At 66.3% G+C, this 18,873-nt stretch carries 18 protein-coding genes; 5 read left to right on the forward strand and 13 right to left on the reverse strand.

Annotation, left to right across the window (positions count from 1 at the left end; translation table 11 throughout):
* Positions 1-37: 37 nt before the first annotated feature.
* Complete coding sequence (locus tag HMPREF2924_RS19810) at positions 38-598, reverse strand: hypothetical protein (protein ID WP_003123185.1); 561 nt, start codon at positions 596-598, stop codon at positions 38-40.
* Positions 599-912: 314 nt separating this feature from the next.
* Between HMPREF2924_RS19810 and HMPREF2924_RS19815 the strand changes: the two genes are divergently transcribed.
* The 4 genes from HMPREF2924_RS19815 (at position 913) to quiP (ending at position 5,089) form a co-directional block, all read left to right on the forward strand.
* Positions 913-1,407, forward strand: coding sequence for an LEA/WHy family protein (locus HMPREF2924_RS19815; protein WP_003123186.1), 495 nt, complete (start codon positions 913-915; stop codon positions 1,405-1,407).
* 7 nt (positions 1,408-1,414) lie between these two features.
* Complete coding sequence (locus HMPREF2924_RS19820) at positions 1,415-1,615, forward strand: SEC-C metal-binding domain-containing protein (RefSeq protein ID WP_003081984.1); 201 nt, start codon at positions 1,415-1,417, stop codon at positions 1,613-1,615.
* A 166-nt stretch (positions 1,616-1,781) separates the two neighbouring features.
* Positions 1,782-2,423, forward strand: a complete 642-nt coding sequence (locus HMPREF2924_RS19825; RefSeq protein ID WP_003134030.1) for a glutathione binding-like protein — start codon at positions 1,782-1,784, stop codon at positions 2,421-2,423.
* Positions 2,424-2,545: 122 nt separating this feature from the next.
* A complete protein-coding gene (quiP, locus tag HMPREF2924_RS19830) occupies positions 2,546-5,089 on the forward strand; it encodes an acyl-homoserine-lactone acylase QuiP (RefSeq protein WP_003134033.1) in 2,544 nt (847 codons plus the stop codon).
* Positions 5,090-5,243: 154 nt separating this feature from the next.
* Here the strand turns inward: quiP and rmuC are convergent, their stop codons facing one another.
* The 5 genes from rmuC to HMPREF2924_RS19855 all read right to left on the reverse strand — a co-directional run bounded on the left by rmuC (position 5,244) and on the right by HMPREF2924_RS19855 (position 11,544).
* Positions 5,244-6,605, reverse strand: coding sequence for a DNA recombination protein RmuC (gene rmuC / locus HMPREF2924_RS19835; protein ID WP_003134034.1), 1,362 nt, complete (start codon positions 6,603-6,605; stop codon positions 5,244-5,246).
* Between the two features lie 772 nt (positions 6,606-7,377).
* Positions 7,378-8,133 (reverse strand): RES family NAD+ phosphorylase, encoded by a 756-nt coding sequence (locus tag HMPREF2924_RS19840; protein ID WP_003086331.1) that lies wholly within the window; start codon positions 8,131-8,133, stop codon positions 7,378-7,380.
* A gap of 134 nt (positions 8,134-8,267) precedes the next feature.
* Positions 8,268-8,636 carry an antitoxin Xre/MbcA/ParS toxin-binding domain-containing protein gene (locus HMPREF2924_RS19845; RefSeq protein ID WP_003086329.1) on the reverse strand — a complete coding sequence of 123 codons (369 nt, stop codon included), beginning with the start codon at positions 8,634-8,636 and terminating at the stop codon, positions 8,268-8,270.
* 72 nt (positions 8,637-8,708) lie between these two features.
* Positions 8,709-9,995 carry an L-pipecolate oxidase gene (locus tag HMPREF2924_RS19850; RefSeq protein WP_003134035.1) on the reverse strand — a complete coding sequence of 429 codons (1,287 nt, stop codon included), beginning with the start codon at positions 9,993-9,995 and terminating at the stop codon, positions 8,709-8,711.
* 55 nt (positions 9,996-10,050) lie between these two features.
* Positions 10,051-11,544: an L-piperidine-6-carboxylate dehydrogenase gene (locus tag HMPREF2924_RS19855; RefSeq protein WP_003086325.1), complete on the reverse strand. Its 1,494-nt coding sequence runs from the start codon at positions 11,542-11,544 to the stop codon at positions 10,051-10,053.
* Between the two features lie 174 nt (positions 11,545-11,718).
* Here HMPREF2924_RS19855 and HMPREF2924_RS19860 point away from each other — a divergent pair, with 174 nt between their 5' ends.
* The gene (locus HMPREF2924_RS19860) at positions 11,719-12,195 is read left to right on the forward strand and encodes a GreA/GreB family elongation factor (protein ID WP_003134036.1); all 477 of its coding nucleotides are present in this window, start codon (positions 11,719-11,721) and stop codon (positions 12,193-12,195) included.
* Between the two features lie 2 nt (positions 12,196-12,197).
* Here HMPREF2924_RS19860 and HMPREF2924_RS36090 read toward each other — a convergent pair whose 3' ends face one another.
* The 7 genes from HMPREF2924_RS36090 to HMPREF2924_RS19890 all read right to left on the reverse strand — a co-directional run bounded on the left by HMPREF2924_RS36090 (position 12,198) and on the right by HMPREF2924_RS19890 (position 18,833).
* Positions 12,198-12,473 (reverse strand): zinc ribbon domain-containing protein, encoded by a 276-nt coding sequence (locus tag HMPREF2924_RS36090; RefSeq protein WP_023088486.1) that lies wholly within the window; start codon positions 12,471-12,473, stop codon positions 12,198-12,200.
* Positions 12,474-12,571: 98 nt separating this feature from the next.
* Positions 12,572-13,822: an OprD family porin gene (locus HMPREF2924_RS19865; RefSeq protein WP_003134037.1), complete on the reverse strand. Its 1,251-nt coding sequence runs from the start codon at positions 13,820-13,822 to the stop codon at positions 12,572-12,574.
* 78 nt (positions 13,823-13,900) lie between these two features.
* Positions 13,901-14,887 carry an NADH:ubiquinone reductase gene (locus tag HMPREF2924_RS19870; protein WP_003086306.1) on the reverse strand — a complete coding sequence of 329 codons (987 nt, stop codon included), beginning with the start codon at positions 14,885-14,887 and terminating at the stop codon, positions 13,901-13,903.
* Between the two features lie 15 nt (positions 14,888-14,902).
* Positions 14,903-15,820, reverse strand: coding sequence for an SDR family NAD(P)-dependent oxidoreductase (locus HMPREF2924_RS19875; RefSeq protein ID WP_003086302.1), 918 nt, complete (start codon positions 15,818-15,820; stop codon positions 14,903-14,905).
* Between the two features lie 40 nt (positions 15,821-15,860).
* Entirely contained in the window at positions 15,861-17,006 is a 1,146-nt protein-coding gene (locus HMPREF2924_RS19880) for an acyl-CoA dehydrogenase family protein (protein ID WP_003086301.1), read from the reverse strand.
* A 1-nt stretch (position 17,007) separates the two neighbouring features.
* Complete coding sequence (locus HMPREF2924_RS19885) at positions 17,008-17,769, reverse strand: enoyl-CoA hydratase/isomerase family protein (protein WP_003086299.1); 762 nt, start codon at positions 17,767-17,769, stop codon at positions 17,008-17,010.
* Positions 17,769-18,833 (reverse strand): acyl-CoA dehydrogenase family protein, encoded by a 1,065-nt coding sequence (locus HMPREF2924_RS19890; protein WP_023094152.1) that lies wholly within the window; start codon positions 18,831-18,833, stop codon positions 17,769-17,771. Before HMPREF2924_RS19890 ends, HMPREF2924_RS19885 begins: the two co-directional genes overlap by 1 nt.
* Between the last annotated feature and the right edge of the window lie 40 nt (positions 18,834-18,873).

Genomic DNA, 18,873 nt, shown 5'->3' on the forward strand with positions numbered 1-18,873 from the left:
GCCCCACGCCCTGGCTTGTCGCAGGCCGCTGCCCGCCTCAGTCCTGCAGGCGCAGGTGGCTGGTGTCCGGAGCCGGAGCCGCTGGCTCGGGGCGTGCCTGGCCCATGTCGCTACCGACCGGGGCGACGCTGAAGCGGCTCAGGTCGAGCTTCGGCGCCTCGGCTTCGGCCTTGGCGTCCTGTAGGTCGGCGCCTACCGGAGCCAGGCCGAAATCCGGCGCATCGACCTCGGCGAACGCCGCCATGTAGCCGTCCCGCGGCGCTACCTGCAAACGCCCGGAGGGCGCGCTGTCCCGCGCAGCGACGCGGGCCTGTGGGGCTTCCACGGCGGCCTGCTGCGCAGGCGGCGGCGCCATGACCACCTCCTCGATCTCCATCTCGGCGACCACGGCGATCGCTCCCGCTCGCTCCAGCACGCTGCGGTATTTTTCCGCGGAGGCGGCATCGAGGTTGTTCTTGATCACCACCCGGCGGCCGGAGAACAGCAGTTCGATACGCTGCGCGTCGGCCTGGAACAGCTTGGCCAGGTTGGCCTTGACCACCTCGGGCCGGGCGCCGGCGACCAACTGGCCGGAAAAGGCGATTTCAAAGCGGCTCATTGGCATCTCTCCGAGTGAAGGGCCGCTCGGCATGGCGGCCCTGGCGTTTCGTCGAACGATTGTACCCATCGACAGCCACGCGTGGAGTGACTGGGTCCGGCAAATTGGCCGGCGGGTCCGTTCAGGTTAGCCGAGCCGGTCACGCCAGCCGACGGGAAGACTTGCACGGGCGTACGCGCTTCTCCATGCTCCCCCGACTGCGCTACCGGAAACATATGGACACAGGCCTGTACCTGAAACATCTTTCCTCTATACAACAATAAGTTGCAGCACAATCACTGCTTGTTAAACTGGGGCGTCTCGGGGGGAATAGCATGAATTACCAGGCGCAAATGATAAGAATTATCAGCCTAATAATGGCGTGGGGAGTTCTCTCCAATCTCTCGGGCTGCAGCTGGATGACCGGCAGCTTCGAAGACCCCGACGTCAAGCTGCTGAAGGTGGAAGTGGTCAAGGCACGCTTGCTGGAACAGGAGTTCGTGATGCGCTTCCGCATCGACAACCCCAACGATTTCAGCCTGCCGGTACGCGGCCTGCAGTACGCCGTGCAACTGAACGACATCCAGCTCGCAGAAGGCGAGTCCGGGCAGTGGTTCACGGTTCCCGCCCACGGCCACGAGGTATTCGACGTGCCGGTGCGAACCAATCTCTGGCGCCACATGAAATACATCGTCAAGCTCCTCGAGCGTCCCGAGGAGCCGATCCGCTACCGCCTGCAGGGCGAAGTGAAGACCGGACTGATGTTCGGCCGCAGCGTGCACCTGAGACGAAATGGCGAGATAATTCCCGGCGATTTCATCCCAGAATAGGTCCACCATGAGTCAGGAACCCCACGTACACGGCCCGAACTGCAACCACGACCACGATCATCATCACGATCATGGCCATGGTCATGTCCACGGTCCGCACTGCAACCACAGCCACGAGCCGGTGCGCAATCCGCTCAAGGCCGTAGGCCGCAACGATCCCTGCCCCTGCGGCAGCGAGAAGAAATTCAAGAAGTGCCACGGCGCCTGACCCTTCGCACGCGCCGGCATCCGAAGGCCCGCTGAGCAGCGGGCCTTTTCGTTGGCGCGCCACCAGCCCCGCCGGGGCGTCATGCGCGACAGCGGTTTGCATCGAACCTAGGTTCCTGGCGTAGAGTCTTCCGTTCGTAGCCCATCGACGAGCCGGAGACGCACCGATGATCGACCTGTACTACTGGACCACCCCGAACGGCCACAAGATTACTCTTTTCCTGGAAGAAACCGGCCTGCCCTACGCCATCCATCCGATCAATATCAGCCAGGGCGACCAGTTCCAGGCGGATTTCCTGAAGGTGTCGCCGAACAACAAGATTCCCGCCATCGTCGATCGCCAACCGGCCGACGGCGGCGCTCCCCTGCCGCTGTTCGAGTCCGGCGCCATCCTGCTCTATCTCGCGGAAAAGACCGGACGGTTCCTCGCCAAGGACCTGCGCGCGCGCCAGGAAACCCTGCAGTGGCTGTTCTGGCAGATGGGCGGGCTGGGGCCGATGGCCGGGCAGAACCACCATTTCAACCGCTTCGCCCCGGAGAAGATTCCCTACGCCATCGACCGTTACGTCAAGGAAACCGCGCGCCTGTACGGCGTTCTCGACCAGCGCCTGGCGGACCGCGCCTTCGTCGCCGGCGACGACTACAGCATCGCCGACATGGCCATCTATCCGTGGATCGTCCCGCACCAGTGGCAGGAGCAGGATCTCGCCGACTTCCCACACCTGCAGCGCTGGTTCGAGAGCATTCGCCAGCGTCCGGCGACGCAACGCGCCTATGCTTTGGTGGAGCGCATCAATCCGCCGCAGTAGCGAGTCCCGAGCCGGCCTGCGGACGTCCTCGCGGACGACCGCAGGCGGAGCTTGCGCAGCCCTGCGCTCCTCACTAACGTAGCGCCTCTCGACGCGACCACTCCCGCAGGAGCCCCCACCCCATGGCCTCGCCAGCCTTCATGCGTTTTCTTCCCCGTTGCGGCGCTGCCGCGGCCTTCGGCACCCTCCTGGGCCTGGCCGGTTGCCAGTCCTGGCTCGACGATCGCTACGCCGACAGCCTGCCGCCGACCTCCGGCGTACAACCGATCAAGGGCCTGGCGCAAAACGTATCGATCCGGCGCAACGCGCTGGGCATGCCACTGATCGAAACCGGCACCTTCCATGACGCGTTGTTCGCCCTGGGCTACGTACACGCCTCCGACCGCCTGAGCCAGATGGTCAGCCTGCGCCTGCTGGCCCAGGGACGGCTGGCCGAGATGGTCGGCCCCGGCGCGCTGGAGATCGACCGTTTCATGCGTACCGTGAACCTGCGCCAGGCCGCGGAGATCCAGTACAGGAACGCCTCGCCGCGCCTGCAACGCTTCTTCGAGGTCTACGCGCGCGGGGTCAACGCCTACCTGTATCGCTATCGCGACAAGCTGCCGATGGACCTGGCCCAGTCCGGCTACCGTCCGGAATACTGGAAGCCCGAGGACTCGGCCCTGGTCTTCGCCCTGCTCAACTTCGGCCTGGCGGTGAACCTACAGGAAGAAGTCGCCTCGCTGACGCTCGCGCAGAAGGTCGGCAGCGACAAGCTGGCCTGGCTGACGCCGACCTATCCCGACGAAAACCTGCCGTTCGACGAGGCGGAAAAGCTCAAGGGCCTGCGCCTGGACGGGCAGGTTCCCGGCCTCGCGGGCGTCGAGGGCGCGGCGCGGCAGGTCGCAGCGCTGAGCATGCTCGGGGTCGCCGCCTCGAACAACTGGGCTATCGCGCCACAACGCAGCCGCAGCGGCAAGAGCCTGATGGCCAACGACACCCACCTGCCGCTGAGCATGCCGTCGGTGTGGAACTACGTACAGATCCGCTCGCCCAAGTACCAGGCCGCGGGCGTTTCCATCGCCGGTCTGCCGGGCGTGGTGGCGGGCTTCAACGGCAAGCTGGCCTGGGGCATGACCATGGTCCTGGGCGACAACCAGGATCTCTACCTGGAACAGTTGCGACGCCAGGGCAACCGGCTCTATTACCTGGCCGACGGCAAGTGGCAGCCAACCCGCGAACGCCAGGAAACCTTCTTCATCAAGGGCCAGCGGCCGATCCGCGAGGTCATCCACGAAACCCGCCATGGCCCGCTGCTCAACAGCGCCCTGGGCGAACGCAAGAACATCCTCCAGCCGCTGCCGCTGAAGAGCGGCTACGGACTGGCCTACCGGAGCATCCAGCAGGAAGCCGACAAGACCCTGGACGGCTTCTTCGACCTGTCGCGGGCCAAGACCATCGAGCAGGCCTTCGACGCCACCCGCGAGATTCGCGCGATGCCGCTGAACATCGTGTTCGCCGACGAAAAGCACATCGGCTGGCAGGTCACCGGACGCTATCCGAACCGCAAGGAGGGTCGCGGCCTGCTGCCCTCCCCTGGCTGGGACGGCCGCTACGACTGGGATGGCTATGCCGACCCGATCCTCCACCCCTCCGACCAGGACCCGCAGCAGGGCTGGCTGGGTACCGCCAACCACCGCACCGTGCAACCCGGCTACGGCGCCCAGTTGTCCAACTCCTGGTACTACCCGGAGCGCGCCGAGCGCATCGCCCAGCTCGCCGGTGCCAGCAAGAGCCACGACACCCAGAGCATGATCCGCATGCAGTACGACCAGACCTCGCTGTTCGTCGCCAAGCTGCAAGCCATGTTCGACAATCCCGGCATGGCGGCGCCGCTGCGCCAGGCCATCGACGCCTTGCCGGAGGCGCAACGCAGCCGGGCGCGGGAGGCCTACGACCGGCTGATGGCGTTCGACGGCAAGCTGACAGCCAGCTCCAGCGACGCCGCGCTGTACGGCGCCTTCCTCCACGAGAGCGCCAGGCAGATATTCCTCGACGAGCTAGGACCGGAAGACGGTCCTGCCTGGAAAGCCTTCGTCGAGACCGCCAACCTCTCCTACTCGGCGCAAGCCGACCACCTGCTCGGGCGCGACGACAGTCCGTTCTGGGACGATACCCGCACTCCGCAGAAGGAGGACAAGCCGGCAATCCTCGCGCGCAGCCTCGCCGCCGCCGTGGAGTTCTGCGAACAGCGACTGGGGAGCGAGCGCAAGGCCTGGCAATGGGGCAAGCTGCACACCTACGAATGGCGGAGCGACAGCTCGAAAATGGCCCCCTACCTGGGCGCCGGCGAGCGCGCCGGACTCGGCGCGATCAAGGGCTATCTCGATCGCGGGCCCTATCCGGCCGGCGGCGACCACACCACGCTGGACGTATCGGCCTACGGCTGGGGCCAGGACTTCGACACTTGGCTGATCCCGGCGATGCGGCTAATCGTCGACTTCGGCCAGAGCGAACCGATGATCGGCGTGAACAGCAGCGGCCAATCCGGCAATCCGGCCAGCCCGCACTACGCCGACGGTATCGACGCCTGGCTCAAGGGGCGCTACGTCAGCTTCCCGTTCCAGCCACAGAACCTCGATCGCGTTTACGGCAACAAGCGGCTGACGCTCACTCCCGCTCGCTGAACGGACGGCGCGGAACTTTCCTCCGCGCCGTGGCTCTGAACAGCCGACTTACTCCATGATCATCTTCAGGGCGTCCTTCCGGACGCCCTTCTTTTATCCCCCTCCCGGAAAGCCTCCGTTTTCTCGAAAGCCCGGGCACGGGATCGAACTGATCTCACTCCTCTCCGGCCTCTTCCACGGGCGCCACCAGCGCCCGGTCCAGCCAGTCCGTCGGCAGGCTCTTGCTGGCGCGGGCACCGAGCAGCTTGAGTTGCTCGCTGCGACTGATCAGGTTGCCACGTCCCTCGGTGAGCTTGTTGCGCGCCGCGGCATAGGCCTTGTCCAGTTGCTGCAGGCGTGAACCGACCTCATCGAGGTCCTGGACGAAGAGCACGAACTTGTCATACAGCGAACCGGCACGTTCGGCGATTTCCCGCGCATTCTGGTTCTGCCGCTCCTGGCGCCAGAGGCTGTCGATTACCCGCAGGGTGGCCAGCAGGGTGGTCGGGCTGACGATCACGATATTCTGCGCGAAGGCGTCCTGGAACAGGTTCGGCTCGGCCTGCAGGGCCGTCGAGAAAGCCGCCTCGATCGGCATGAACAGCAGGACGAAGTCGAGGCTGTGCAACCCTTCCAGGCGTCGATAGTCCTTGCCGGAGAGGCCTTTCACATGGTTGCGCAACGACGTTACGTGCTGCTTCAGCGCCTGCTGGCGCAGCAGATCGTCGTCAGCGGCGATGTACTGCTGGTAGGCCGTGAGACTGACCTTGGCATCCACCACCACCTGCTTGTCGCCGGGCAGGCGGATCAGCACGTCCGGCTGGAAGCGTTCGCCCTCGGCGCCCTTCAGGCTGACCTGGGTCTCGTATTCCCGGCCTTTTTCCAGGCCTGCATGCTCGAGCACCCGCTCCAGCACCAGTTCGCCCCAGTTGCCCTGGGTCTTCTGGCCCTTGAGCGCGCGGGTCAGGTTGGTCGCTTCCTCGCCCAGGCGCAGGTTGAGCTGCTGCAGACGCTCCAGTTCCTTGCTCAGGGAGAAACGCTCGCGCGCTTCCTGCTGGTAGCTTTCCTCCACCCGCTTCTCGAACGCCTGGATGCGCTCCTTCAGTGGATCGAGCATCTGCCCCAGGCGCTGCTGGCTGGTTTCGGCGAAACGCTGTTCGCGTTCGTCGAAGATCTTTCCCGCCAGTTCGGCGAACTGTGCCCGCAACTCGTCGCGGGCCGACTGCAGGTCGGTCAGGCGCTGCTGGTGGCTTTCCTGCTGCTCGCGAAGTTCCGCAGCCAGCGCAGCCCGTTCGGAAGCCAGGCGACGCACTTCCTCTTCCCGGCCCTGGCGCTCGCTGGCCCAACGTGCCTCCGCCTGGGACGCCCGTTGCCGCTCCTCCCCCATCAACTCGGCTTCCCGACGCAGCGCGGCGACCTCGCCGGCGAGCCTGGCATGGCGCTCGCCGAGTTGCTGGTAAGCCTCCCTGCTGGTCTCCAACTGCGCATTCAGCCCGTCCTGGGCCAGTTGCGCGGTCGCCAGTCGCTCACCGAGCAAGGCTATCTCGCGCTCCGCCAGGCTGGCCCTTCTCTGTAGCTGCCATGCCAGGCCGGCCAGGGGAATCGCGGCAGCCAGCAGGCCAAGCAACAGGTTCGGTAGATCGACGGGCATGGGGCACTCCAGCGGAAAACGACGCAACACCCGCCTGGCAGGCGCGCGTGCAGCGGATTCTAGGTTCTTGGGAAAAGACCGTCGAGCGAATAGCGCCGCGCCGAACGAGTACTCCACTTCCGAGCTGTGCGTAACCCCATGCGCAGGACATTTCAGATACTTCCGTAACGGAAGCCATCGCCCTGCGCCCTTCGCCGCCGGGACATTTCTGCTTCCACGGCATTTTTGTCGCGGCTACAGGGCTTGCCTTGGAGCGTGCGATGTGCTGTCGAGCAAGCGCTTGGGAAATCCACAGATCCTGTGGATAACCCAGTGGAAAAGCCCCTAAAAAACTGCCGAACCCCCGATGGAGTGGGGCTATGGGACAGATTGACGATTTTTTCACCAACTATTTTTATCGTTATTTTTCAAAAAGTTACGTTTCAAACATGAAAAATCAAGCGTTTAGAGCCTAACGCTCTCAACCCTTGACAAGCTGCTTTCCATTTGTGCACAAATTTTCGCCGAAGCCTCTTGCCGCCCCATTGCAGGGCAATGCCGTTCGAAATCCCCAGCCACTCTTTCCCTCGGGGCATGCAGGCCAGCAGCCCCGCCCAACCAGCAGGTTGCGGCCTCCAGACGGCGACCCCGGATCGCTGACAACCGTGCGACCCTCCACTCACGCCGGATGCGGCAACTTTCCGTCCACCAGGAACAGCTCCCAGGAGAAGATTTTCGGCGACCCCGGCACATGCGCCGGCTTGAAGGCCACGTAACCGGCCGTGGTTTCGCACAGCCAGGGCGTCAGGTTGCGAGGACGCTTTTCGGTGAAGGCCGCGGGCGTGAACAGGGCGACATTGCAGCCGCGCTCCGGGCAACGCGCCGAACGGTATTCGAATGCCTGCACCCCGGCGCTGCGCATGGCACTCCCCAGTTCCTGGGGAGCGCGGTAGTCGGCGATGTCGGTCAGCGCAGCCTCGTGATCGGAGAAAGGCGGCGCCTGCAGACGGATTCCCCGCTCCACCTTCCAGCCCGCCTCGAACGAAGCGTGCTCGGACAGAATCCTCCCGCTCGGTGGCGGCACCGCCATGCCACTCCACAGGACACAACGGTAATACGCGCTTTCGGCCATGGCCGTTTCCAGCTTCAACGCGGCGTAGAACAGGCTTGGCTCGTGACGACGGCCAAACCGCGACCCCCAACGCAAGGGCGGATAACGGAACGGGGTCTTCAACAGGTAATGCAATGGCTCGGCATCCGCCGGCACCGGCGGCTTGCTCGACTCGAGCAGTTCCTCGAGCAACGCCTGTTCTTCCAGGGTGTCGACCAATTGCAGGGTCGCCACCTGCTCCTGGCTCTCCACCAACCGCACCAGCCGCCCCTGGAGCGGTCGGACATGCCGCTCACCCTTGCACTGTCGCCAGATCTCGCTCACCTTCCGCCCCTCGCTTCCTGTGGTGTCGGATGCCAGCGTAGCGGCACCGCAGTCTCCATTCAGCCAGGCGTGTCGCCTCTGGCTGCCAGCCTTTTCCGTGACAGGCGTAGGCCCCCGTACAGGCGCGCCGGGCATCAGACCTTGCCGCGGATCGCATCGAGGTATTCCAGCACATGAACCAGGCCCTGCACCTGTCCCATCAGTGCCAGCGGCTCGCCCGCCAGGTGATGGTTGGGAGTGCGCAGGAAGTGGCGCATGTCCTCCTGCTGCCCGCCGAACAGGGCATACAGTGCGCGATAGACTCGCACCAGCAGCAGAGCCAGCTCGCCGGTCTTGCTGTCCACCCGCAGGCCCTGGGTCTTCCAGCGGCTGATGGCGCTGCGATCGACGCCGACGATGCCGGCCAGTTCGAGCTGCGTCAGCCCCAATTGCTCGCGCGCGGCCAGGACGGCCTTGGCCAGGACAGCATCGGCGCTGGGACGTTCCTTGATGAGAGCGCTCATGACGATCTCCTCATGTGTGTTTACAACAAACTATCATTATTTTGCTGAAAACACACCTTGATTCGGTCGAACCTAGAGAACCACGCGCAAGCATTGACCGGCGTGATAGAGAGAAAAACCCATCTCGTAGGCGCAACTGCGCAGCCTGGCCGCGGGGACGGGCTTCATGTCACTGAACGGCAACGGCAATGTCGCTCGCTCGCCGCTCAGCAGGTAGTCGGCGAACGCCTTGCCCACTACCGTACCGGTGGTCACGCCGCGTCCGTTGTAGCCGGTCACCGCCAGCAAGCCTTGCGCAGGCTCGAACAGGCGCATCAGATGATCGGGGGTGAAGGCGATGCAACCCGTCCAGCTGTACTCCCAGTTGACCTGGCCCAGGTCGGGAAAGTAATGGCTCTGGATTCGATCGGCCCATTGCCGCAGGAACCAGGCGGGCTTGTTCGCGCCATTGCCGAGGCTTCCCAGCAACAGGCGGCCCTGGGCATCGCGACGGATGCTGCTGAGCACCGTTCTGGTGTCCCAGGAACCCTGGCCGTGAGGCAGGATGCGCTCGGCCGCGGCGCCGTGCAGCGGCGCCGAAGCCACCTGGTAGTAGTAGCCGGGAAAGAAGTGCCGCCTCAGGTTGGTCCACTCGCCCTCGGTATAGGCGTTGGAGGCGATCACCACCTGTTCCGCCAGTACCGCCCCCGCGGCGCTGCGCACCGCCCACAGCGCGCCCTGCCGCTCCAGGGCGAGCACCGGCGAGCGCTGGTACAGTTGCCCGCCCCGCTGTACGACGGCGGTGGCCAGTCCGCGCGAATAGGCCATGGGATTGAGAGTGCCGGCGCGTCGGTCGAGCAACGCCGCGCTGATTCGCCGGGTGCCGCAGGCCTCGTGGCAAGCCGCGCCGGTCAGCAACTCCAGCGGAGCACCGCGGCGCGTCCACTGCGCGTGACGGCGTTGCAGATCGGCCACGCCGCTGGCGTTGTGCGACATGTGCAGGGTGCCCTCGCGGCGCAACTGGCAATCGATGCCGAGGCGTTCGATGGTCTCCATCACCAGCGTCGGCGCCCGCCCCAGCACGGCGTTGAGCTTTTCTCCCTGCTCGGCGCCGAGGGTGGCGACCACCTCGTCCGGGGGAATCCAGGTGCCGGCGTTGATCAATCCGACATTACGTCCCGACCCGCCGTGGCCGACCTCGTACGCTTCCAGCACGCACACCGAACGGCCCGCCTCCAGCAGGTGGAGCGCCGCCGAAAGCCCGGTGAAACCGGCGCCGATCACACATACGTCGGCGCACTGCTCGCCGTTCAGGCTCGCCGCTCCGGACAGGCGAGGCGTAACCACTTCCCACAGACACCGTTGCTGCAAACCGCCCATGCGCGACTCCGCTGCCAGCCTCATTGCCATGCGGCGGGAGCCCGCCGCGCCCCGTTCAATCGAAGGTGATGCCCTGTGCCAGCGGCAGCTCGCGGGAATAGTTGACGGTGTTGGTCTGCCGTCGCATGTAGGCCTTCCAGGCGTCCGAGCCGGACTCGCGACCGCCGCCGGTCTCTTTCTCGCCGCCGAACGCCCCGCCGATTTCCGCCCCGCTGGTGCCGATGTTGACGTTGGCGATCCCACAGTCACTGCCCGCCGCGCCCTGGAACAGTTCCGCCTCGCGCAGGTCGGTGGTGAAGATGCACGACGACAGTCCCTGGGGAACCTCGTTGTTCAGGCGCAGGGCCTCGTCGAAATCGCGGTAGCCGACCACGTACAGGATCGGTGCGAAGGTCTCCGTGCGCACCACTTCGGTCTGTCCCGGCATCTCGACGATGGCCGGCGACACGTAGTAGGCATCCGGATAGCGCTCCTGCAATTGCCGCTCGCCGCCGAACACCCGTCCCCCCTGCTCGCGGGCTCGCGCCAGGGCGTCCTGCATGGCCAGGTAGCTGCGTTCGTCGATCAGCGGCCCGACCAGGTTGCCCTCCAGCGGATGACCGATACGGACCCTGGAATAGGCTGCCTTGAGGCGCTCGACTATCTCGTCCTTCACCGACTCATGGGCAATCAACCGGCGCAAGGTGGTGCAGCGCTGCCCGGCGGTGCCCACCGCGCCGAACAGGATGCCGCGCACCGCCAGGTCGAGGTCGGCGCTTGGCGCCAGGATCATCGCGTTGTTGCCGCCCAGTTCGAGGATGCAGCGAGCGAAACGCGCCGCCACCCGCGGCGCCACTTCGCGCCCCATGCGAGTGCTGCCGGTGGCGCTGACCAGGGCGACGCGACGGTCGTCCACCAGGGCTTCGCCGGCCTCGCGGTCGCCGATCAGCAATTGGCTCAGGTGCGCCGGCGCATCGCCGCCGAAGGCCCGCGCGGCACGCTCGAACAGTGCCTGGCAGGCCAGTGCGGTGAGGGGGGTCTTCTCCGAAGGCTTCCAGACCACGGAATTACCGCAGACCAGCGCCAGCGCGGTATTCCACGACCACACCGCGACTGGGAAGTTGAACGCGCTGATCACGCCTACCACGCCCAGCGGGTGCCAGGTCTCGCGCATGTGGTGGCCGGGACGCTCGGATGCGATGGTAAGACCGTACAACTGGCGCGAGAGGCCCACCGCGAAGTCGCAGATATCGATCATTTCCTGGACTTCGCCGAGGCCTTCCTGGGTGATCTTGCCCGCCTCCCAGGACACCAGTTCGCCGAGTTCGGCCTTGTGCCGACGCAATTCCTCGCCGAACAGCCGCACCAGTTCACCACGGCGCGGCGCCGGCACCTGGCGCCAGGCGCGGAACGCCTGTTCGGCGCGCTCGACCTTGGCGGCAACGGCGGCGCGCCCCTCCAGTCGCACCGCAGCCAGGCGACTGCCGTCGATGGGGGTATGCACGGCAAGCTCGCCATCGCGAAAAGCATTGGGGTCGAGGCCGAGACTGCGCAGCAATCCGTCGATCATGTGAGGTTCTCCTGGCTGTTCGTTTCCGCTCGTTTTAGTCGGTTTGCCCGGTAGCGACAAACGACCTTTATTCGCCACGTCATTCCGAGTTTTCATACTGGCTCCGAGCTGTCGCGATCCGCCGTCTTTCCCGTACCATGCACGCCTTCGCCGGCCAGCCCCCGCCTACCCGACATGGACAAGAAACAGCTGTTGCGCCTGATCACGGAAAAGCTCGCCGCGGACCTGGAAATCGCCGTCCGCGCCGCGCAGACCGCCCATGAGACGGCAACCCACGAAGAGAACGTCGCCGAGAACAAGTACGACACCCTCGGCCTGGAAGCGGCCTACCTGGCCGCCGGGCAGTCGCGCCGGGTCGAGGAGATCCGCCAGGCGCTGGGCCTGTACCGCAACCTGGTGCTGCGCGATTTCGACGAGGAACAGGGCATCCAGCTCACCGCGCTGGTCACCCTGCTGAACGCCGACGGCAGCCGGCGAACAGTGTTCCTCGGCCCTGAGGCGGCCGGGCTGAAGATCGATTGCGAAGGTCGCGAGGTGTTGGTCATCACGCCTCGCTCGCCACTGGGCCAGAGCCTGGTCGGCAGGCACCCGGGCGACGAGACCGGGGCGAAGGACTCCCTCCTTGCGGTGGAAATCCTCGCCGTCGACTGAGGCTACTGCTGCGGCGCACCGCAGGCGCCGCAGAACTTCGCGCCCGCCGCGAGATCGGCGTTGCAGGCGATACAGCGCAGCGGCGCCAGGGCGCCGCCGCAGCCCTGGCAGAATCGTGCCGTCGCCGCATTCGCGGTGCGGCAGGCGGGACAGGCCATTCCCGCCGCGACTGGCGCCGGCGGATAGCCGCCCTGACCGCGGTGATGACCGCCGCCGTGATGACCACCGCCCTGTCCATGATGACGCCCACCCATCAACAACCGTTCGAAGAACCCCATGGCACAACCCTCTCGTCTGGATCTGACGGCTTCCAGTGAAAAGGCTGTAGCCACTACAGGGTCAATGGCGCGGAAACATCGGGAAACTCAAGTCCACTTCACCACAGCGGCAACGCGTAGCTGACGATCAGCCGGGTCTCGTCGATGTCGTTGCCGAAATCGCTGCGGAAGGTGCCGTTGCGCAACTTGATCCCCAGGTTCTTCAGCGGCCCCGATTGCACCAGGTAGGCGATATCGGTGTCCCGCTCCCATTCCTTGCCGCGCCCACCGCCGTCCAGAAGGTCGATGTGTTCGCCACGCAGGTAGCGGCTCATGAATGTCAGGCCGGGCAGGCCGATGGCGGCGAAGTCGTAGTCGTAGCGCAACTGCCAGGAGCGCTCGTCCTTGTTGGCGAAATCGCCGATCTGCACGAAGTTGACCAGATACGGATCGGTCCCGCCCAGGTAGGCGAAGCCGCTATCGCCGGACATGCGCTGGTAGCCGAGGCCGAAGGCGTGGCCGCCCAGGCGATAGGTGAACAGCGCATTCAGCGCGCGATTGTCGACGCGGCTGCCGCCCTCGTCGGTGGAACGCGCCCAGCGGATGTCGGACTTCAGCGACTGGTCATCGGCGAGCGGCAAGAGGTGCTGCACGCCGAGATAATGCTGGCGGTAGAAATCCTCCAGGTTGGCGTAGTGGTAGCTGCTGCTCAGGCGCTCGCTCCAGCGGTAGGTACCGCCGGCGAAGTCGAAGCGGTCGCTGCCGGGGTGCCGGCCCGCCAGTACGTTGCGCTTGTTGCCGCGGGTGATGCCGAGGTCTTCGGCGTTGGTCGAGTCGCGCTGCTTGACCTGGCGCAACTGGCCGAACTGCAGCGCCAGCCCGTCGATCTCGTTCACTTCCAGCAGTCCGCCCTGGAAGGTTTGCGGGTGCAGGCGCGTGTCGTTGAACTGCACCACCGGCAGCCTGGGCATCAGGGTGCCGATCTTCAGCGTACTGTGCGAGACCCGTAGCTTGGCGGTCAGGCCCAGGCTGGAATAGTCGTGGGCGGCGCGCCGGTCGCTCGTCGAATACGGCAACAGACCGCTACCGGATCGCTCTGGCGAGGAGTCCAGCCTGACACCCAGCAGGCCCAGCGCATCGACACCCAGGCCGAAGAGCCCCTCGGTGTAGCCGGACTCGTAGCGCAACAGGAAACCCTGCGCCCACTCCTCCGAATAGGACTGGCTGGCGCCGGGCTGGCGATAGTCGCGATTGAAATAGAAATTGCGCAGTTCGAGGCCGGCCTTGCCGTCGGCGAAAAACTCCGCCTGGGCGAACGACGGCAGCAACGCCAGCCCCGCGGCCAGCATCGGAACGGGAAGAATTTTCATTGTTGTTGTCTCTTCGTCGTCAGTGGATAGACACGGCGCCGCGGCCACTCCCTGCCGCGACCGCCGTGGCGGAGCGGATCAGACCCCGGCGAGCATGCCCTCCAGGCGTTGACGCACCAGTTGGCGCGCCTGCTCGACGATGTCCCTGAGCAACTCGGCGCAGGCCGGTTCGTCGTCGATCAGGCCCTGGACCATGCCGGCCGACCAGATCCCCAGGTCGGTATCGCCCTGCTGGTACACCTGGCGACCGCGCTGGCCGCTGACCAGCGCGGCGATATCGGCGTAGCCGGCGCCGCCGCGTGCCTCGATCGCCAGTACTTCCTGGCTGATCGCGTTGCGCGCCACCCGCGCGGTATTGCGCAGGGAACGCATGATCAGGTCGGTGGAACGCTCGTCGGCCGCACGGATCGCCGCCTTCACCGCAGGGTGTATCGGACATTCGCGAGTGGCCAGGAAGCGCGTGCCCATGTTGATCGCGTCGGCACCCAGCGCCAGCGCCGCGACCAGGCCACGTCCATCGGCGAAACCGCCGGAGGCGATGATCGGCACGCGTAGCCGGTTGGCCGCGGCCGGCAGCAACACCAGGCCGGGGATGTCGTCCTCGCCCGGGTGGCCGGCACACTCGAAGCCGTCGATGGAGACGGCGTCCACACCCAGTCGCTCGGCCTTGAGCGCATGGCGCACGGCGGTGCACTTGTGGATCACCTTGACGCCGTGTCGACGGAATTCGGCGATGTGCTCGCCGGGGTCGTTGCCGGCGGTTTCGACGACGCGGATTCCCGCCTCGATGATGGCTGCGCGATATTCGGCATAGGGCACCGGCTTCTGCGTCGGCAGCAAGGTCAGGTTGACCCCGAACGGCCGATCGGTCAGCTCGCGGCAGCGGGCAATCTCCGCAGCCAGTGCCTCCGGGCTCGGCTGGGTCAACGCCGACAGCGTCGCCAGGCCACCGGCGTTGGCCACCGCCGCAGCCATCTCGGCACGGCCGACCCACTGCATGCCGCCCTGCATGATCGGGTGTTCGACGCCGAAGGTCTCGGTGAAACGGGTCCTGAACACGCCCATGGATTGCCTCCTCGGTCAGATCGGGTCCCAGGAGAACACGTCCGGGCTGCGCGCCAGGTCCATGAAGCTGCCGCGCAACGCCGGCATGCCGTGCTCGGCGATGCTCTCCGGGGTCCAGCCGTGCTCGCTATGCACACTGCGCAGCGGCCGGCTCTGGCTCATCAGGAAGAGTTCGTGGTGACGCGCGGCGAACACCTGGCCGGTGACCTCGCGGGCGGCGTCGGACGCCAGGTAGACGGCCAGCGGCGCGTTCTTCTCGGGGGTCATGCGCTGCAGCTTGTCGACGCGGGCCTTCTGCTCCGGGGTTTCGGCCGGAATCGAGTCGGTCATCCGGCTCCAGGCGAACGGCGCGATGCAATTCGAACGCACGTTGTAGCGCTGCATGTCGAGGGCGATGGATTTGCTCAAGGCGACGATGCCCAGCTTGGCCGCGGAATAATTGGCCTGGCCGAAGTTGCCGATCAGCCCGGAAGTGCTGGTCATGTGTACGAAGGCGCCGGCCTGCTGGGTACGGAAGCGTTCGGCGGCGGCCCGGCTGACGAAGAAGCTGCCGTTGAGATGGACATTGATCACCGACAGCCAGTCGTCGGCGCTCATCTTGTGGAAGATCGCATCGCGCAGGATGCCAGCGTTGTTCACCACGATATCCAGACGCCCGAAACCGTCCATGGCGCATTCGACGATACGCCGCGCGCTGTCCCAGTCGGCGACGCTGTCGGTGTTGATCAGACCTTCACCGCCTCGCTGGCGGATCAGGCCAAGGGTCTCTTCGGCCGGCGAGGCCGACCCGCCCTCGCCCTGTAGCGATACGCCGATATCGTTGATCACCACCCGTGCCCCGGAATCGGCCAGGGCCAGGGCGATCTCGCGGCCGATGCCGCCGCCCGCGCCGGTAACGATCGCGACCTTGCCTTCATTGAGTCTGCTGCTCATGGGTAATCCTCTTCGTCCCGTGGATGTCGTTCGGTTGCGCTCAGCCCGGCAGGCCGAGGACGCTCTTGGCCAGGATGTTGCGCTGGATTTCGTTGCTGCCGCCGTAGATGGTGGTCGGCCGCGACTGGATGAAGATCCCCGCCGGATGCAGCTCGGGGTCTTCGGCGAAGGGCTGTAGCAGGGCCGAGTCCTCCCCGGCGACCTCCAGGCCCAGCTCGCTGATGCGCTGGAACAGTTCGGACTGGAAGATCTTCAGCATGGATACCTCCGGGCCGAGGCTCTCCCCACGCCGCAGGCGTTCGGCGAAACGCTCGTAGAGCGCCTTGTGGCTGTCCAGGTCCATGCTCAGCGCGGCGAAGCGGCGCGCGAACAGAGGGTCGTGCCACAGTCCCAGGTGCCGGGCCAGGCGCTCCAGGCGCTGGAGGGCGAAGGTGGACTGCTTGGGCGAACCGAGGAAGATCCGCTCGAAACCGAGCAGCGCCTTGGCCATGCTCCAGCCCTGGTTGATTTCGCCGACCAGGCTGTCGTAGGGCACCCGCACGTCGTTGAAAAACACTTCGCAGAACTCGCCGTGCAGCTCCAGGTTGAGGATCGGCCGCACCTCGATGCCCGGGCTGTCCATCGGCACCAGCAGGAAGCTGATGCCGTGCTGCGCCTTGGCGCTGCGCTCGGTGCGGACCAGCAGGAAGATCCAGTTGGCCTCCGAGCCCATGGTCGTCCAGGTCTTCTGTCCGTTGATCACCCACTCGCCGTTTTCCAGGCGCGCCTCGGTGCGCAGGCTGGCCAGGTCGGAGCCGGCGTTGGGCTCGCTGTAGCCCTGGCACCAGATGTCTTCGCCGCTGAGAATGCGCGGCAGGAAGCGCGCCCGTTGCGCCTCGTCGCCATAGCGGATCAACAATGGGCCGAGCATGGTCACGCCGCTGTCGGGCAGGCGCGCGCAGCCGTACTCCTCCATTTCCTCCATCATGATCAGTTGCTTGCCGGCGCTCAGCCCCATGCCGCCGTACTCCCTGGGCCAGCCGGGACACAGCCAGCCCTGGCGCGACAACAGCAGGTACCACTCGCGGGTTTCCTCGCGCCCCAGGCGACGGGGCGGATTGCGGATGCGCTGCGGATAGTTGGCGGCGATCCACTCACGGACCATCAGGCGAAAGGCGTTGTCGTCGAGACTGTCGTAGTCGGTCATCTCAGTTTCCTCTGAATACGGGGGGACGCTTGGCGAGAAAGGCCGCCTTGCCCTCGGCGTGGTCGGCGCTGAGAAACAACTGGCTCTGCAACTCGCCCTCCCGCTCCAGCAATAGGTCAAGGCCCTCGGCGAGCAACGCCTTGGTCATCGCCAGGGGCAACGGCGCCTGCTGCTCCACCCGCCCGGCCAGTTCCAGCGCCATCGCCAAGGCGCCGCCAGCGGCGCAGAGGCGGTCGGCCAGGCCGATGCGCAGTGCCTCCTCGGCCTCTACCACCTGGCCGAACATCAGGATCTGCCGTGCCCGCCCCCAACCGATGCGCGCCGGCAAGGTATGCAACTGGCCAAGGTCGGCGAGCAGCCCGACCTTGCCGAAGCCAGCGGCGAAGCGGGCGCCGGCGCCGCAAACGATGCTGTCGCAGGCCAGCGCCACGGACAGCCCGGCCCCCACCGCCCAGCCCTCGACCGCGGCGATCAGCGGCTTGCCCATGCGCACCATCTGCCGCACCAGCCGCGCGTTGTCCTGCATTCGCGCCCTGCCGGCGGCCAACTCGGTCACCCGCATGTCGCCCAGGTCGCCGCCGGCGCAGAACACCTCTTCGCCACCGGTCAGCAGCACGCTGCGGATCGATGGGTCGCATTCGGCCGCCTCCAGGGCCCGCAGCAATTCCATGCGCAGCGCCGGCGACAGTGCGTTGCGCCGGGCCGGGTTGTCGAAGCGCAGCAGGCGCACCGTGCCGCGCGTTTCCTGCAACAAACCGCTCATCAGGCCACCTCCCGCTGTAGCAGCGCGGCGTAGCGCGCCTTGTGGAACGCCAGCGAGCCGTGGGCATTGAGCAGTACCATGGCGCGGCGCAGGAACAGGCCGATGTCCGCCTCGTCGGTGTAGCCGATGCCGCCGTGCAACTGGATGGCCTGGCGGGTCACCAGCAGAGCCGCTTCCGAGGCCCGTACCCGTGCGCTGGAAACCTGCCGCTGGCGCTCGCTTTCCGACGCCCCGGCATCGATCGCGGCGGCGGCCTGCTCGACCATGGCGCGCGACAGTTCGATCTGGATCCTCAGGTCGACCATGCGGTGCTGCAGCGCCTGGAAACTGCCGATCTCGCGGCCGAACTGGCGACGTACCTTGAGGTACTCCAGGGTTCGCTCGAAGGCGCCATCCATCAGTCCGACCAGATAGGCCGCGCAGGCCAGCGCTGCCTCGTCCAGAACCTGTTCCGCCACCTCGCCGGACAACCACCGTGCCGGCGCATCGCGGAAACGCAGGCGCGCCAGGTGAGCGCCATCCTGGGTCGCCTCGCAGAGCAGTTCCACGCCATCGGCATCGCGCTCGACCAGCGCCAGGCCCTGCTCGCAGGCCACCAGCCAGGCATCGGCGGCGCCAGCCAGATGTACGTGAGCGACTTCGCCGTGCAGCCGCCCTTCCTGCATACGAGGGCGCCGCCGCCCATCGCGGTAGGCGATGCCCGCCGGCAGGACCAGCCGCTCAGCGGCCAGCAACGCAACGCGCTCGTCTTCCGGCAGCAGCGGCGCCACCAGCCCGGCCTCGATCAGCGGCTCGGGCAGCAGGCCGCGCCCCAGCGCCTCCAGCAACGCCGCGTATTCGCTCATGCCCAGGCCGCTGCCGCCCAACGCTTCATCCAGGCGCAGCGCCGGCCAGCCCATGGCGCAGACCTCGCGCCAGGCCTGGCGGTCCACCCCGCTACCGGTGAAACGACCGCGGCGCACGCGGGTCAGGTCGCCGTCGCGCGGCACCAGCGAAGCCGCGCTGTCGCGGATCATCCGCAGACGCTGCTCGCGCTCGCCGGCCCACTCGTCTTGCTCACTCATCTGTTCGCCCTCCTGTCGATACGCCGACCGCCCGTCCGTC

The organism is Pseudomonas sp. HMSC063H08 (assembly GCF_001813645.1).
In the GTDB taxonomy this organism is placed as follows: Bacteria; Pseudomonadota; Gammaproteobacteria; order Pseudomonadales; family Pseudomonadaceae; genus Pseudomonas; species Pseudomonas aeruginosa.